The organism is Pseudomonas sp. MF6751 (assembly GCF_016613265.1).
Classification (GTDB): Bacteria; Pseudomonadota; Gammaproteobacteria; order Pseudomonadales; family Pseudomonadaceae; genus Aquipseudomonas; species Aquipseudomonas fluorescens_BV.
On record NZ_JAENSV010000030.1, the window covers coordinates 1 to 15,845 of the forward strand.

Here is a 15,845-nt window from a genome sequence, read left to right on the forward strand (position 1 = left end):
TCCGGCCAGCGTGGTTTAACGGGGCGCCTAAGATCAAAAGCAGATCAAGATCAAGAGCGGCTCGCTTCGCATCGTGGTTACCGTTGAGCTAACAGAGTTATGTAGATACCTATGCTGCGATGAGGCCGGCCCAGACAACACAGCATTCAGCGCTTGGGCAGATAGGCCGGCAAATAAAGCCCCACATACGCATCAAACACCCGCATCCCTTCCTCCGCCATGCGCGGAGTAATCAGCCCATGCTGATGCACCGAGCGCGCGTACACGCGGTCGCTCAACTCCAGTGCCAGGGCAAACACATCCACATCGCTCGGTAGCGTTGGCACTTCAAAGTGGCGATTGAACACCGCCAGCATCAAGTCGCCTAGTTCCAGATCATGCTGGCGATCAGCCTGGGTCACTTCGGTCAACCCGTGCTGGGCCAGGATCAACTGGCGTGCCGCGGCGTCGTTGCTGTAGATGCTGAGCATGCGTTGTTCAACGATGTAGGACAGGTCGCGCCAATGCTTGATCGATTCATGCTCGATGGGCGCCTGGATGGCAGCGCGAAAGGCTGCGTGAACGTCAGCGGTCAACGCCTCAAGCAACGCCGGCACACTGGCGAAAAAGTGGTACACCGATGACGGTGGAATCTGTGCCCGTTCGGCCACGCTGTAGATCGACAAGCTCGCCACACCTTCGGTGGCCAGCAAAGTGCGGGCGGCGTCCAGAATCGCGTCGATCCGGGCCTGGCTGCGGGCGCGGGGTTTGCGAACAGTGGCGGGGCGGGTGGTCATGGATGTCTCCTACAAGGCAGCAGGCATTGTATGAGCAGGAAGGTGTGTTGTCTGCCAGGCCGCTATCGCAGCGATGCGGCGACCCGACAAGCCAGCTCCCACATTTGACCGAGTTCAAACCTTGAAATGCGATCCACTGTGGGAGCTGGCTTGCCTGCGATGAGGCCAACCCGGTTTCCCAAAATAAACCCATAAAAAAACGCCACTGACCAAAATCAGCGGCGTTCTTTTATTGCAGCAACCGCTTACACGGTATGCAGGTACCAGTTGTACTCAAGGTCGGAGATGGAGTGTTCAAACTCCTCCAGCTCACTTTCCTTACAGGCGACGAAGATATCGATGTATTTAGGATCGATGTACTTGGCCATCACCTCGCTGTCGTCCAACTCGCGCAGGGCATCGCGCAGGTTGTTCGGCAGGCTCTGCTCGTTCTGCTCGTAGCTGTTGCCTTCCACCGGAGCGTTCGGCTCGATCTTGTTGGTCAGGCCGTGGTGTACGCCCGCCAATACCGAGGCCATCAGCAGGTAAGGGTTGGCATCGGCGCCAGCCACACGGTGTTCGATACGCACGGCATCGGACGAGCCGGTGGGTACGCGAATCGCCACGGTGCGGTTATCCAGGCCCCAGCACGGCGAGTTCGGCACGTAGAACTGTGCGCCGAAACGACGGTAGGAGTTGACGTTGGGGCACAGGAACGCCATTTGGGCGGGTAGGGTCTCCAGCACACCGCCGATCGCGTGACGCAATGCGGCGTTCTGCTCGGGATCCTCGCTGGCAAAGATGTTCTTGCCGTCCTTGTCCAGAATGGAAATGTGTACGTGCAGCCCGTTGCCTGCCTGGCCTGGGTAAGGCTTGGCCATGAAGGTGGTGTCCATCTCATGGTCGTAGGCGATGTTCTTGATCAGGCGCTTGAGCAGTACCGCGTAATCGCAGGCCTTGATCGGGTCGGCGACGTGGTGCAGGTTCACTTCGAACTGCGCCGGGGCACTTTCCTTGACGATGGCATCGGCCGGAATGCCTTGCTCCTTGGCACCTTCCAGAATGTCCTGGAGGCAGTCGACGTATTCGTCGAGGTCGTCGATCAGGTAGACCTGTGTCGAGTGCGGGCGTTTGCCGGAGATCGGCGAGCGGGGCGGTTGTGGGCGGCCGTTCACGTTCTCCTGGTCGATCAGGTAGAACTCAAGCTCGAAGGCGGCGCAGATGGTCAGACCGAGGTCGTCAAACTTGGTAACAACTTGGCGGAGCACTTCGCGCGGATCGGCGAAGAAAGGTTCACCTTCGAGTTCGTGCATGGTCATCAGCAGTTGCGCGGTAGGGCGCTTTTGCCAGGGTTCATTGCACAGGGTGTCGGGGATTGGATAACAGATTCGGTCAGCATCACCGATGTCCAGGCCCAGGCCGGTGCTTTCCACCGTAGAGCCGTTGATATCCAGGGCAAATAAAGAGGCAGGCAGGTTAATGCCCTTCTCGTAAACCTTGTGGAGGCTGGTGCGTTCGATGCGCTTACCGCGCACCACACCATTCATATCCGCAATTAGAAGGTCTACGTACAGAACCTCAGGATGATCCTTAAGGAACGCGTTCGCTTCGTTAAGCTGAACGGCACGCGGGGGTACCGACATGATGCAACACCTTTGTTGTTAAAAATATCAATCATTGATCTTTTCTGGTTTCAGTCAACCCGAACGGCCTGCCGAAGTCAAGCGAGGCATTTTTTGCCCTAAAAAAGCGCCACGAAGCCTTTTTTGCGGGGTTTTGGGGCGATTTTTTGGGTTTGAGGGGCTTGGGACCTGCAGGCTTGAGCGGGCCGTGTAGGATTTTTTACGGGGGTGTTGTGTAAAAAAATGAACAAGGCTAAGCTCGATTCAAACCCATAACAGCAATAATACCGGGGTGCTTCATGTTTCACCTGCCGCCAATCGGCGTCTCTGCCTGCTCCAGCCAGGCTTTGTCCGCAGCTCGTTCGCCCCGCGTGAATGTCCAGGCACCGGCCAATATTCTTGACGGCCCGGCCGATCTCCTTTTTGCCATCTCCGACGCCACTGAGCGACCCTCATCCGCCGTGCCGATCATAATTGCGCACAACTTTGGCCTGAGGAATGCAACCCATGGGCAAATGGCAGGTAAGCTCCTACCCTGAATGAAAAAACGACGCGGATGCTGCGTCAACCAACGCCTGGCCTTTAATGGATGCCAGGAAACCCAGCCCAGAGGCATTTATGAGTAACAACCTCGACCAGCTCACCGATTGGTTGAAAGACCACAAGATCACAGAAGTCGAATGCATGATTGGCGACCTCACCGGTATTACCCGGGGCAAGATCTCGCCGACCAACAAGTTCATTGCCGAAAAAGGCATGCGCCTGCCCGAGAGTGTTCTGTTGCAGACCGTGACCGGCGACTATGTCGAAGACGACATCTATTACGAATTGCTCGACCCGGCCGACATCGACATGATCTGCCGCCCTGACCAGAACGCGGTATTCCTGGTGCCCTGGGCCATCGAGCCGACTGCCCAGGTGATCCACGACACCTACGACAAGCAAGGCAACCCTATCGAGCTGTCGCCGCGTAACGTGCTCAAGAAAGTCCTCAAGCTCTACTCCGACCGCGGCTGGCAGCCCATCGTGGCGCCGGAGATGGAGTTCTACCTGACCAAGCGCTGCGAAGACCCGGACTTCCCGCTGCAACCGCCGATTGGCCGCTCCGGCCGCCCGGAAACCGGTCGCCAGTCCTTCTCTATAGAAGCAGCCAACGAATTCGACCCGCTGTTCGAAGACGTCTACGACTGGTGCGAACTGCAGGAACTGGACCTCGACACCCTGATCCACGAGGACGGCACCGCGCAGATGGAAATCAACTTCCGTCACGGCGATGCCCTGTCCCTGGCCGACCAGATCCTGGTGTTCAAGCGCACCATGCGCGAAGCCGCGCTCAAGCACGACGTGGCCGCCACCTTCATGGCCAAGCCCATGACCGGCGAGCCCGGCAGCGCGATGCACCTGCACCAGAGCATCATCGACATTGCCACCGGCAAGAACGTCTTCTCCAATGAAGACGGGACCATGAGCCAACTGTTCCTCAACCATATTGGCGGCCTGCAGAAGTTCATCCCTGAATTGCTGCCTTTATTCGCCCCCAACGTGAACTCGTTCCGCCGCTTCCTGCCCGACACCTCGGCGCCGGTGAACGTGGAATGGGGCGAAGAAAACCGCACCGTCGGCCTGCGCGTACCGGATGCCGGCCCGCAGAACCGCCGCGTGGAAAACCGCCTGCCGGGCGCCGACGCCAACCCGTACCTGGCGATTGCCGCCAGCCTGTTGTGCGGCTACATCGGCATGGTCGAAGGCCATAACCCGAGCGCGCCGGTGGTGGGCCGCGGTTACGAGCGACGCAACCTGCGCCTGCCGTTGACCATCGAAGACGCCCTGGAACGCATGGAAAACAGCAAGACCATCGAGAAATACCTGGGGCAAAAATTCATCACAGGCTACGTCGCGGTCAAGCGGGCCGAGCATGAAAACTTCAAGCGCGTGATCAGTTCGTGGGAGCGGGAATTCCTGCTCTTCGCCGTCTGATGCGCCGGGCGTGTCCTTCAAACGGCGCGCCTTCACTGAAAAGTCTAGGAGATTGGTATGTCCAGCAACAACCCGCAAACCCGTGAATGGCAAGCCTTGAGCAATGATCACCACCTGGCGCCGTTCAGCGACTTCAAGCAATTGAAAGAGAAAGGCCCAAGGATCATCACCAAAGCCCACGGCGTTTACCTGTGGGACAGCGAAGGCAACAAGATCCTCGACGGTATGGCCGGCCTGTGGTGCGTGGCGATCGGTTACGGTCGCGATGAACTGGCCGATGCCGCCGCCAAGCAGATGAAAGAACTGCCGTACTACAACCTGTTCTTCCAGACCGCACACCCGCCGGTATTGGAGTTGGCCAAGGTCATTTCCGATGTCGCGCCGGCTGGCATGAACCACGTGTTCTTCACCGGCTCTGGCTCCGAAGGCAACGACACCATGTTGCGCATGGTCCGCCACTACTGGGCGATCAAGGGCCAGCCCAACAAGAAAACCATCATTGCCCGCAAAAATGGCTACCACGGCTCTACCGTGGCCGGCGCCAGCCTGGGCGGCATGACCTATATGCACGAGCAGGGTGACTTGCCGATCCCGGGCATTACCCACATCGCGCAGCCGTACTGGTTTGGCGAAGGCGGCGACATGAGCCCCGAGGAATTCGGTGTGTGGGCCGCCAACCAGTTGGAAGAGAAAATCCTGGAGCTGGGCGTGGACAACGTCGGCGCCTTTATTGCCGAGCCGATCCAGGGTGCCGGTGGCGTGATCGTGCCGCCTGCCACGTACTGGCCGCGCATCAAGGAAATCCTCGCCAAGTACGACATCCTGTTTGTCGCCGACGAAGTAATCTGCGGCTTCGGCCGTACCGGTGAGTGGTTCGGTAGCGATTTCTACGACCTCAAGCCGCACATGATGACCATCGCCAAGGGCCTGACCTCGGGCTACGTGCCCATGGGCGGCCTGATCGTGCGTGACGAAGTGGTGGCGGTGCTTAACGAAGGTGGCGATTTCAACCACGGCTTTACCTACTCCGGCCACCCGGTGGCCGCGGCCGTGGCGCTGGAAAACATCCGCATCCTGCGCGATGAAAAAATCGTTAACCGTGTGCACGACGAAACGGCACCGTATTTGCAAAAGCGTCTGAGGGAACTGGGCGATCATCCGCTGGTGGGTGAAGTCCGCGGCGTCGGTATGCTCGGTGCGATCGAGCTGGTGCAGGACAAGGCGACGCGCAAGCGTCATGAAGGCAAAGGCGCGGGCATGATCTGCCGAACCTTCTGCTTTGAAAATGGCCTGATCATGCGCGCCGTGGGCGACACCATGATCATTTCGCCGCCACTGGTCATCAGCAAGGCTGAAATCGATGAGCTGGTAACCAAGGCCCGCCATTGCCTGGACCTGACTTTGGCTGCCTTGCAGGGCTAAGTGCTAGGCTCAGTGCGCGGTGCACCGGGCAGTTAAAAATGCAGGGGCTTTGGTTGAAAGCCGGCCCCTGAACTTGCCAGACTGTCGCCCTGTTTTGTTGCCCTTCGGTTGGGCCGTAAAACATACAACGCTTGTGGCCCAAAAAAGAAAAAATTGGAGCATCACCAAATGAAGGCATTAGGTTTGAAGAACGCTGGCAAGACCCTCCTCGCCTTGTCCCTGATGGGTGCAATGGCGGGCGCGGCCCAGGCAGACAATAAAGTGCTGCACGTCTACAACTGGTCCGACTACATTGCACCGGACACCATCGCCAACTTTGAAAAAGAGTCGGGCATCAAAGTGGTGTACGACGTTTTTGACAGCAACGAAACCCTGGAAGCCAAGTTGCTGGCAGGCAAGTCCGGCTACGACATCGTTGTGCCGTCGAACAGCTTCCTCGCCAAGCAGATCAAGGCCGGTGTCTACCAGGAGCTGGACAAGTCCAAGCTGTCCAACTACGACAACCTGAACAAATCCCTGCTCAAGGCCGTATCGGTCAGCGACCCGGACAACAAGCACGCCTTCCCGTACATGTGGGGCTCGATGGGCATCGGCTACAACCCGGAGAAGGTAAAGGCCGCACTGGGCGTGGACAAGATCGACTCCTGGGACGTACTGATGAAGCCGGAAAACATCGCCAAGCTGAAAAGCTGCGGCGTGAGCTTCCTCGATTCGCCAACCGAAATGCTGCCGGTAGCGCTGCATTACCTGGGCCTGCCGACCGACACTACGAAGAAGGCTGATCTGAAACAGGCCGAAGACCTGTTCATGAAAATCCGTCCTTCGATCGGCTACTTCCACTCCTCCAAGTACATCTCCGACCTGGCCAACGGCAACATCTGCGTGGCTGTGGGCTACTCGGGTGACATCGAACAGGCCAAAACCCGCGCGGCTGAAGCCGGTGGCAAGGTCAAGATCGCCTATGACATTCCCAAGGAAGGTGCTGGCAGCTTCTTCGACATGGTCGCCATTCCCAAGGATGCCGAAAACGTCGAGGCTGCCTACGCATTCATGAACTACCTGCTCAAGCCAGACGTCATGGCCGCGATCACCAACAGTGTGCGTTTCCCGAACGGTAACGAGAAAGCCACTGCCCTGGTCGATAAAGACATCACCAGCGACCCGGGTATTTATCCGTCGGCCGAAGTGCAATCCAAGCTCTACGCCATTGCCGATATGCCGGCGGCAACTCAGCGTGAAATGACCCGTAGCTGGACCAAGATCAAGTCCGGTAAATAACGCCAGAAACCTGTAGGAGCGAGCTCGCTCGCGAAAATCGTCAACGATAACGCGGGGCCTCTGATAGCCCGCGTTGCCTATGAGTTCTTCGCGAGCAAGCTCGCTCCTACAAACAGTGGCAGCCGTACAGAAAATAAATGACAGAAAGTTTTGCCGGATCGGTTTATCGACGGTAAGTTGCGCGCCGGTTTTGTTGCCGGGCAACAACTTCAAGGCCCCAACTATTCAAGAGGACCTCCACTTGCCAATTTCTTTATTTCGCAAAGCCATGCTGGTGGGTGCAGGTATCACGCTGGCTGCCAGCGTACAGGCCGCACCGACGGTGCATATTTATAACTGGTCGGACTACATCGGCCCCGACACCCTGGCCAACTTCGAAAAGGCCAGCGGTATCAAGCCTGTGTATGACGTGTTTGACTCCAACGAAACCCTGGAAGGCAAGTTGCTCGCCGGGCGTACCGGCTACGACGTCGTGGTGCCGTCCAACCATTTCCTGGGCAAGCAGATCAAGGCTGGAGCGTTCCAGAAGCTCGACAAGTCACTGCTGACAAACTACGCCAACCTCGACCCGGTGCTGCTCAAGCGCCTGGAAAAGAACGACCCGGGCAACCAGTACGCGGTGCCGTACCTGTGGGGCACCAACGGCATTGGCTACAACGTCGACAAGGTCAAGGAAGTGCTGGGTGTCGACAAGATCGACTCCTGGGCGGTGTTGTTCGAACCGGAAAACATGAAGAAGTTGGCCACTTGCGGCGTGTCGTTCATGGACTCGGCCGATGAAATGCTACCGGCGGTACTCAACTATATGGGCCTGGACCCCAACAGCACCAACCCGGCCGACTACAAGAAAGCCGAGGAAAAACTGCTGAAAGTGCGGCCCTACGTGACCTACTTCCATTCCTCCAAATACATCTCGGACCTGGCCAACGGCAACATCTGCGTGGCGGCCGGTTTCTCCGGCGATGTGTTCCAGGCCAAGGCCCGTGCGGCGGAGGCGGGCAAAGGCGTGAACATCGCCTACACGATTCCCAAAGAAGGCGGCAACCTGTGGTTCGACGTGCTGGCGATTCCCAAGGATGCCAGCAACGTCAAGGAAGCCCACGCCTTCATCAACTATTTGCTGCAGCCTGAGGTGATCGCTCAGGTCAGCGATCAAGTCGGTTACGCCAACCCTAACCCAGGGGCGGACAAACTGATGGAGCAATCGATACGCACCGACGCAGCGGTTTACCCACCGCAGGCGGTTCTCGAGCGGACATTCGTCAACTTTGAGCTACCCCCGAAAGTGCAGCGTTTAATGACCCGTAGCTGGACCAAGGTCAAGACGGGCAAGTAAGGCTAAAACTATCCAAGGCTGGCCCGCATTGGGCCGGCTGCACAGTTTTTTTTGGGAGTTTCGTAAATGGCAGTTGCCTCCGGCGCCTATAAGAAAGCCCTCGAGGGCGACCAGACACCGAAAAAGGTGCTGGTCAAAATCGACCGGGTCACGAAGAAGTTCGACGAGACGATTGCCGTGGACGATGTGTCCCTGGAAATCAAGAAAGGCGAGATCTTCGCCTTGCTCGGCGGTTCGGGTTCGGGCAAATCCACCTTGCTGCGCATGCTTGCAGGTTTCGAGCGCCCAACCGAAGGTCGCATCTACCTCGACGGTGTGGACATCACCGACATGCCGCCCTACGAGCGGCCAATCAACATGATGTTCCAGTCCTACGCCTTGTTCCCGCACATGACCGTGGCGCAGAACATCGCCTTCGGCTTGCAACAGGACAAGATCCCCAAGGCTGAAGTCGACGCACGCGTGGCCGAGATGCTCAAGCTGGTGCAGATGAGCCAGTACGCCAAGCGCAAGCCGCACCAATTGTCCGGCGGCCAGCGCCAGCGTGTGGCCTTGGCCCGCTCCTTGGCCAAGCGCCCGAAACTGCTGCTGCTCGATGAGCCGATGGGCGCACTGGACAAGAAGCTGCGCTCGCAGATGCAACTTGAGTTGGTGGAGATCATCGAGCGCGTTGGGGTGACCTGCGTGATGGTGACCCACGATCAGGAAGAGGCCATGACCATGGCCGAACGCATCGCAATCATGCACCTGGGCTGGATCGCCCAGATCGGCAGCCCCATCGATATCTACGAAACTCCCACCAGCCGGCTGGTGTGCGAGTTCATTGGCAACGTCAACATCTTCGACACCCAAGTGGTGGACGACGCCGAAGGCCACGCGGTGCTCAAGTGCCCGGACCTGGACCGCGACATCTACGTGGGCTACGGCATCGCCACCTCGGTGGAAGACAAGTCGGTGACCTACGCGATTCGCCCGGAAAAACTGCTGGTCACCACCGAAATGCCGACCTGCGAACACAACTGGTCCAGCGGCAAGGTGCACGACATCGCCTACCTGGGCGGCCACTCGGTGTTCTACGTGGAGCTGCCGAGCGGCAAGCTAGTGCAGTCTTTCGTCGCCAACGCCGAACGCCGTGGCCAGCGCCCAACCTGGGGTGACCAGGTGTACGTGTGGTGGGAAGACGACAGCGGCGTGGTACTTCGCTCATGAACATGAAGAAATTCAAGCGGCGCTTGGATCGCATCGTGCCCAATGGCAAGCAGGTGGTCATCGGGATTCCCTTCCTCTGGCTGTTCCTGTTTTTCGCACTGCCGTTTTTCATCGTGCTGAAAATCAGCTTTGCCGAAGCCGATGTGGCGATCCCGCCCTATACCGAGATCTATACCTACGTTGAGCAAAAGCTGGAGGTGGTGCTGAACCTGGCCAACTACAGCTTGCTGGCGGGCGACGAGTTGTACATCGCCGCTTACCTGGGCTCGCTGAAGATGGCGTTTTTCAGCACGCTGCTGTGCCTGCTGATCGGCTACCCGATGGCCTACGCCATTGCCACCGCGCGCAAAGAGATGCAGACCGTGCTGGTGCTGCTGATCATGATGCCCACCTGGACCGCGATCCTGATCCGGGTGTATGCGTGGATGGGCATCCTCAGCAACAACGGCCTGCTCAATGGCTTCCTGATGTCCATGGGCTTGATCAACGAGCCGCTGCAGATCCTCAACACCAACATCGCGGTGTACATCGGCGTGGTCTATTCGTACCTGCCGTTCATGATCCTGCCGCTGTACGCCAACCTGGTTAAGCACGACCAGAGCCTGCTGGAAGCCGCCTCCGACCTGGGGTCGAGCACCTTCAACAGCTTCTGGAAAATCACCGTGCCGCTGTCCAAGAACGGCATCATCGCCGGTTGCATGCTGGTGTTTATTCCGGTGGTGGGCGAGTTCGTGATCCCTGAACTGCTCGGCGGCCCGGAAACCCTGATGATCGGTAAGGTGTTGTGGCAAGAATTCTTCAACAACCGTGACTGGCCGGTGGCGTCTGCCCTGGCGGTGGTGATGCTGGCGATCCTGATCGTGCCGATCATCCTGTTCAACCGCAGCCAGGCCAAAGAGCTGGAGGGCAAGATATGAAGCGCTTTCGTTTCTCCAGCTTCATGCTGGTCGCAGGCTTGTTGTTCATCTACCTGCCGATGTTGATCCTGGTGATCTACTCGTTCAACGAATCCAAGCTGGTGACAGTGTGGGGCGGTTGGTCGATCAAGTGGTACGTGGGCCTGTTGGACAACACCCAGTTGATGGGCTCGGTGGCCCGCTCCCTGGAAATCGCCTGCTACACGGCGGTGGCGGCGGTGGCGTTGGGTACCCTGGCCGCCTTCGTGCTGACGCGCATCAGCCAGTTCAAGGGCCGCACGCTGTTCGGTGGCCTGGTGACGGCGCCGTTGGTGATGCCCGAAGTGATCACCGGTCTGTCGCTGTTGCTGCTGTTCGTGGCCATGGCGCAGATGATCGGCTGGCCCCAGGAGCGTGGCATCGTCACCATCTGGATCGCCCACACCACCTTCTGTGCGGCGTATGTGGCGGTGGTGGTGTCGGCGCGCTTGCGTGAGCTGGACCTGTCGATCGAAGAAGCGGCGATGGACCTGGGCGCACGGCCGTGGAAGGTGTTCTTCCTGATCACCATCCCGATGATCGCGCCATCGCTGGCAGCGGGCGGCATGATGTCGTTCGCGCTATCGCTGGACGACCTGGTACTGGCCAGCTTCGTGTCGGGCCCCGGTTCCACCACCTTGCCGATGGAAGTGTTCTCGGCGGTGCGTCTGGGGGTTAAACCCGAGATCAACGCCGTGGCGAGCCTGATTCTGTTGGCGGTGTCGCTGGTGACCTTCCTGGTGTGGTTCTTCAGCCGTCGGGCCGAAGAGCATCGCAAGAAGGCTATTCAGCAAGCGATTGAAGAAGCCGCAGCGGATGGCTGGCAGCAGCCGGACAAGCGCCGGGCGCCAGCGCCGGTCTAACTGCCGGAACAGGGTGAAAATGTGGGAGCTGGCTTGCCTGCGATGGCGGTGTATCAGTCACTTATAAGGTGCTGACTCACCGTCATCGCAGGCAAGCCAGCTCCCACATTTGATTGCATTTCAGGTTGATTACATCGCCCATGGCGACGTGCGGATCACCTGCACAAAATTCATCGGCTTGAACCCCGGCTCCTGGTCCACCAGCACGTCGGTCTTAACATTGCCAAACGTGGTCTGCGGGCGATGGCGCAAGCCGTCGGCGAACGCGCAGATAATGCACTCCTTGAACCCTTCACCCCGTGGGTGCGCGTGCACCACCGCTTCGCGCTGCGCGCTGCTGAACGCGGCGTAGTCCATGCCCAACACGTCCATTTCCACCCCGGCGGTTACCAGTGCTACGGTGGGGCGCAGGTGTTGCGGCACACCCGGCGTGGTGTGCAGGGCGATGGACAGCCACACTTGTTCGATATCGTCATCGCTCAACCCATAGGGCTTGAGAAATGCGGCGGCGGCGTTGGCGCCGTCCACTTCAAAACGCTCGTCGTCACTGCGGTGGCCTTCCACCAGGCCCAGGTCATGGAACATCGCGCCGACGTAGAGCAACTCCGGGTTGTAGGCCAATTGCTTGCGCTCACCGCTCAAGGCGCCGAACAGGAAGACGCGGCGCGAATGGTGGTAGAGCAGGTCCGATTCGACGTCGCGGATGTATTCGGTGGTGGCCCTGGCCAAGGCGCTGTCAGGTATCTGGATACCGGCTATGGTGGTGCTCATGGTGGATCTCCTCTGGAAAGACTCCAGTCTGGCCCCATGACCCTGAAGCGGCTATTGCGACAGGGAGGCGATCCCGGCCAATGTGCCGCCACATCGTGCCAAGCATGTAGGCGATCCCCTGTGGGAGCTGGCTTGCCTGCGATAGCATCACCTCGGTGTACCTGCGGTACCGAGCCGTCTGCATCGCAGGCAAGCCAGCTCCCACAAGGGGGTCGCGTTTATCCAGTTGGAAAAAGGTATTTGTGACCATGGGCAAAACCGTCGCCATCCTGATCTTCCCCGGTGTCCAGTCGCTGGACGTGAGCGGGCCGATGGATGTGTTCTGCGAGGCCAACCGCTTCCTGGCGCCCGAGGATCACTATCGGCTGGAAGTACTCGGCTTTGGCCACGGCGCCATGGCGGCCTCCAACGGTTTGTCACTGCAGGCGCACAAGCACTACAGCGAAGCCCGGCAACCCTATGACCTGTTGCTGGTCGCCGGTGGCCCGCAGTTACCCTTCGAAGATTTCGGCCCCGAGTTTGACGCTTGGCTGCGCGCGGCCGCCGCGAAGGCGCAGCGCTTTGGCTCGATCTGCAATGGCGCCTTCATGCTGGCCCGTGCAGGTCTGCTGGACGGCAAGACCGTCACTACCCATTGGAACGATGCCGCCAGCCTGGCGCGCCTGTGCCCCTCGGCCCAGGTCGAAGCCGACCGTCTCTATGTGCAGGACGGCAAGCTCTACACCTCCGCCGGGGTCACGGCAGGTATCGACCTGTCGTTGTACTTGCTGGCCCAGGATCACGGGCCGGAAGTGGCCCTGAGCGTGGCCAAGCGCCTGGTGGTGTTCACCCAGCGCTCGGGCGGGCAATCGCAGTTCAGCCCGTTCCTCACGCCCCATGCCGAAACCACGTCGGCGGTGGCGCTGGTGCAGCTGTACGTGCTGGCCAACCTGACGGGAGACTTGACCATTGCCGACCTGGCCAAGGCGGCCAATATGAGTGCGCGCAATTTCTCCCGGGTGTTTGCCCGTGAAGCGCGGATTACGCCGGCGGAATTTGTCGAGAGGGCGCGGGTGGATGCGGCGCGCGTGATGCTTGAAAGCAGCCACGCACCGCTTAAAACCGTGGCCTATCAATGCGGCTTTCGCGACGCCCAGCACATGCGCAGTGTGTTCAACCGCCGGCTGGGCGTCACGCCGCAACAGTTCAGGCTTAACTTTGCGGCGCCGGTTTGAGCGTGTCGTAGGCTGCGTGATCGTTCCCACGCTCTGCGTGGTAACGCCTCTTGGGACGCTCTGCGTCCCGCTTCTAAGGGCGGACGCGGAGCGTGGGAACGATCATCGGGCGGGCAGCAGTTTCAAGGTGCCGCGGGTATTGGCCGTCACTTCCTCCTCACTGAAGTGCGCCTGCTCATACCTGCCCTCGATATAGCTCTGCGCCTGGTCGCCATAGTGCGTATCAAAGGGCACACCGCTTTGCCCCACCGGGTTGATGGTGAGGGCGTGGGCCGGGTCGGCGAAGTCGATCAGGCGCCGTGTCGACGGACCGTAGGTCACAGGCCACGGCGCCGGGCCAATCGGGGCGGTCTGGTTGTTCGGCACTTCGTGGCTGCCCGGTGCCGGGAACGGGCCGACGTTGAAGATTTTATCCAGCGGTTTTTGCAGGCCCAGCGGGTGGCCGTGGGTCAGGGTGTGCGCCTTGCCCCACTGCCACTGTGCCGGGTCATCGCCGAACGTAGCCTTGAGGTGGGCCAGGCTATTGTCCCAGGCGAGCTTGACGGTGTCGGCCCGATTGCCGTTCCACCAGGGCGAGTCTGCCGACGCGGCCAGGCGGGGCAATGCGGCGTCGATCACGCGGGTGCCGAGCAGGGTCTTGAACAAGGCATCGCCGAGTTTGGGGTGAAAGGTTGCGTCGCTGAGGTTGAACAGCAACTGGTTGAACAGCGTGGCATTGGTGGAGTCCAGCGGGTAGTCACCCTTCCAGTTGGCAAGCTGTTCCACCAGTTTGAGTTGCGCCGGGTCCTTGACCACCTCGCGCAGCACCGGCAACAGCGGCGCCAGCAGGCGTGGGCCGTAGGCGGTGGTGGTGCCCAGTTGCAGGGCCTGGCTGTTGGTCACATCCCACTTCACGCTTGTGTCGCTCAACTGCGCGTTCAACTGCTGGCCGCGGTCAGCCAGGTTGTAATAACCGGGGATCGGCATGCCGGTGGGCGATGCCGGCTGGGCATTGGCGGACACCACATAGCCGCGCGGCGGGTTTTCTTCCTGGGGGTTGGCACTGAAGGGGTAGAAACCCAGCTTGTCGGCCTGGGCAGTGCTGCCGTCGAGGATGAACGCCGGGTTGACGCCGGCCGGGCGGATCGGCAACTGCGCTGCCGCCCACCAGCCGATATCGCCTTTGGCATTGGCCCACACGATGTTCAGGCCCGGCGCCGAAACCTTGGCGGCTGCGGCACGTGCCTTGGGCAGGGTGTCGGCACGGTTGAGCTGGTAGAAACCATCGAGGATCGGGTTTTCACTGTCCAGAAACGCCCACCACATGGCAATCGGTGTGCTGCCGGCGTTCTCACCGAGCACGTCGTTAATGATCGGGCCGTGGGGCGAACGGCGCAGGGTGAGGGTTACCGGCGCCTGGCCCTTGACCTGAATCTGCTGCTCGCTGCTGCTCATGTCCACCCATTGGCCGTGATACCAAACCTGGTTGGGGTTCTCCGGGTTGACCTTCTCGGCGACCAGGTCGAGGTCGTCGTTCTGGAACATGGTCAGGCTCCAGCCGAAGTCCAGGTTGTGCCCCAGGAACGCCACCGGTACCAGCGCGTTGTGGTAGCCGTACAACTCGAAGCCTGGCGCCGACAGCTGCGCCTCGTACCAGACCGAAGGCACCGAGAAACGGATATGTGGGTCACCCGCCAGCAACGGTTTGCCGCTTTGAGTATGGCTGCCGCTGACGGCCCAGGCATTGCTGCCTTCGAACTGCGGCAGGCCGTTGTCGGCCAGGGCCTGTTCGCTCAGGGCGGCGATGGCGCCAAGGGTCTGCCAATCGCTGGCCGCCAGGTTGAGGGCGCCCTTGGGTTGCCAGTCGAGATCGAAGACGTTCAAGTAGGCGCTGCCCAGCCGGTCGCGCACGTAGGTCAGTACCGGCTCGGTACGAAAGGCTGCGGCAAAGCTGTAGGCCATGTACCCGGCGACGCTGATGCTGTCTTCGGCGGTAAACGGGCGCTTGGCGATGCCCAGCACATCGAATTCCATGGGGCTGGCGTGGCTGTCCTGATACTGGTTGATCCCGTCCAGGTAGGCTTGCAGGGCCTTGGACGAGGCTGAGCCAGGGTCCATGTGCTCCACATAGCTCAAGGCACGCTCGCGAATGCGCAGGCTGCGAAACAGTTTGTCGGTCTCCAGCAGCTTGGGCCCCAGCACCTCGGCCAGTTCGCCACGGGCCAGGCGCCGCATGATCTCCATCTGGAACAGGCGGTCCTGGGCATGCACATAGCCCAGGGCGCGGTACAGGTCGGCTTCGTTTTCGGCGCGGATATGCGGTACGCCACGGTCGTCGTAGCGCACCGTGACCGAACCTTGCAGGTGCGCCAGCGTCACCGTGCCCTGGCGCGTGGGTTGTTTGCTGTAGACGTACCAACCGACGCCCAGGGCGACCAGCACAATCAGCACCGCAAAAACCTGCAAGACGCGCTTCATGAACAT

At 60.0% G+C, this 15,845-nt stretch carries 12 protein-coding genes; 8 read left to right on the top strand and 4 right to left on the bottom strand.

Annotation, left to right across the window (positions count from 1 at the left end; genetic code table 11):
* Positions 1-146 precede the first annotated feature (146 nt).
* Both JJD66_RS20540 and JJD66_RS20545 read right to left on the bottom strand, forming a co-directional pair.
* Entirely contained in the window at positions 147-776 is a 630-nt protein-coding gene (locus JJD66_RS20540; protein ID WP_198715941.1) for a TetR/AcrR family transcriptional regulator, read from the bottom strand.
* Between the two features lie 245 nt (positions 777-1,021).
* Entirely contained in the window at positions 1,022-2,398 is a 1,377-nt protein-coding gene (locus JJD66_RS20545; protein WP_003195252.1) for a glutamine synthetase family protein, read from the bottom strand.
* A 597-nt stretch (positions 2,399-2,995) separates the two neighbouring features.
* Here JJD66_RS20545 and JJD66_RS20550 point away from each other — a divergent pair.
* The 7 genes from JJD66_RS20550 to JJD66_RS20580 all read left to right on the top strand — a co-directional run bounded on the left by JJD66_RS20550 (position 2,996) and on the right by JJD66_RS20580 (position 11,397).
* On the top strand, positions 2,996-4,354 hold the full coding sequence (locus JJD66_RS20550; RefSeq protein WP_003195249.1) for a glutamine synthetase family protein: 1,359 nt from the start codon (positions 2,996-2,998) through the stop codon (positions 4,352-4,354).
* A 57-nt stretch (positions 4,355-4,411) separates the two neighbouring features.
* On the top strand, positions 4,412-5,776 hold the full coding sequence (locus JJD66_RS20555) for an aspartate aminotransferase family protein (RefSeq protein ID WP_014720386.1): 1,365 nt from the start codon (positions 4,412-4,414) through the stop codon (positions 5,774-5,776).
* A 183-nt stretch (positions 5,777-5,959) separates the two neighbouring features.
* A complete protein-coding gene (locus JJD66_RS20560) occupies positions 5,960-7,054 on the top strand; it encodes a polyamine ABC transporter substrate-binding protein (protein ID WP_034129075.1) in 1,095 nt (364 codons plus the stop codon).
* A 241-nt stretch (positions 7,055-7,295) separates the two neighbouring features.
* Positions 7,296-8,390, top strand: a complete 1,095-nt coding sequence (locus JJD66_RS20565; protein WP_014720384.1) for a polyamine ABC transporter substrate-binding protein — start codon at positions 7,296-7,298, stop codon at positions 8,388-8,390.
* 66 nt (positions 8,391-8,456) lie between these two features.
* Positions 8,457-9,599 carry an ABC transporter ATP-binding protein gene (locus JJD66_RS20570; RefSeq protein ID WP_003195240.1) on the top strand — a complete coding sequence of 381 codons (1,143 nt, stop codon included), beginning with the start codon at positions 8,457-8,459 and terminating at the stop codon, positions 9,597-9,599.
* Positions 9,596-10,516, top strand: a complete 921-nt coding sequence (locus JJD66_RS20575; protein ID WP_003195238.1) for an ABC transporter permease subunit — start codon at positions 9,596-9,598, stop codon at positions 10,514-10,516. Before JJD66_RS20570 ends, JJD66_RS20575 begins: the two co-directional genes overlap by 4 nt.
* The gene (locus JJD66_RS20580) at positions 10,513-11,397 is read left to right on the top strand and encodes an ABC transporter permease subunit (RefSeq protein WP_003195236.1); all 885 of its coding nucleotides are present in this window, start codon (positions 10,513-10,515) and stop codon (positions 11,395-11,397) included. The genes JJD66_RS20575 and JJD66_RS20580 overlap by 4 nt, the downstream gene beginning before the upstream one ends.
* A gap of 129 nt (positions 11,398-11,526) precedes the next feature.
* On the opposite strand, the gene JJD66_RS20585 is transcribed toward JJD66_RS20580, so the two are convergent.
* Positions 11,527-12,168, bottom strand: a complete 642-nt coding sequence (locus tag JJD66_RS20585) for an HD domain-containing protein (RefSeq protein WP_200648894.1) — start codon at positions 12,166-12,168, stop codon at positions 11,527-11,529.
* 248 nt (positions 12,169-12,416) lie between these two features.
* Here JJD66_RS20585 and JJD66_RS20590 point away from each other — a divergent pair, with 248 nt between their 5' ends.
* Positions 12,417-13,382, top strand: coding sequence for a GlxA family transcriptional regulator (locus tag JJD66_RS20590; protein ID WP_105228897.1), 966 nt, complete (start codon positions 12,417-12,419; stop codon positions 13,380-13,382).
* 102 nt (positions 13,383-13,484) lie between these two features.
* Here JJD66_RS20590 and JJD66_RS20595 read toward each other — a convergent pair whose 3' ends face one another.
* On the bottom strand, positions 13,485-15,839 hold the full coding sequence (locus tag JJD66_RS20595; protein ID WP_200648895.1) for a penicillin acylase family protein: 2,355 nt from the start codon (positions 15,837-15,839) through the stop codon (positions 13,485-13,487).
* Between the last annotated feature and the right edge of the window lie 6 nt (positions 15,840-15,845).

Bases quoted from the DNA above. Each gene is read 5' to 3' on its own strand.
- JJD66_RS20540 (WP_198715941.1), bottom strand. From the start codon at position 776: ATGACCACCCGCCCCGCCACTGTTCGCAAACCCCGCGCCCGCAGCCAG.
- JJD66_RS20545 (WP_003195252.1), bottom strand. From the start codon at position 2,398: ATGTCGGTACCCCCGCGTGCCGTTCAGCTTAACGAAGCGAACGCGTTC.
- JJD66_RS20550 (WP_003195249.1), top strand. From the start codon at position 2,996: ATGAGTAACAACCTCGACCAGCTCACCGATTGGTTGAAAGACCACAAG.
- JJD66_RS20555 (WP_014720386.1), top strand. From the start codon at position 4,412: ATGTCCAGCAACAACCCGCAAACCCGTGAATGGCAAGCCTTGAGCAAT.
- JJD66_RS20570 (WP_003195240.1), top strand. From the start codon at position 8,457: ATGGCAGTTGCCTCCGGCGCCTATAAGAAAGCCCTCGAGGGCGACCAG.
- JJD66_RS20575 (WP_003195238.1), top strand. From the start codon at position 9,596: ATGAACATGAAGAAATTCAAGCGGCGCTTGGATCGCATCGTGCCCAAT.
- JJD66_RS20580 (WP_003195236.1), top strand. From the start codon at position 10,513: ATGAAGCGCTTTCGTTTCTCCAGCTTCATGCTGGTCGCAGGCTTGTTG.
- JJD66_RS20585 (WP_200648894.1), bottom strand. From the start codon at position 12,168: ATGAGCACCACCATAGCCGGTATCCAGATACCTGACAGCGCCTTGGCC.
- JJD66_RS20590 (WP_105228897.1), top strand. From the start codon at position 12,417: ATGGGCAAAACCGTCGCCATCCTGATCTTCCCCGGTGTCCAGTCGCTG.
- JJD66_RS20595 (WP_200648895.1), bottom strand. From the start codon at position 15,839: ATGAAGCGCGTCTTGCAGGTTTTTGCGGTGCTGATTGTGCTGGTCGCC.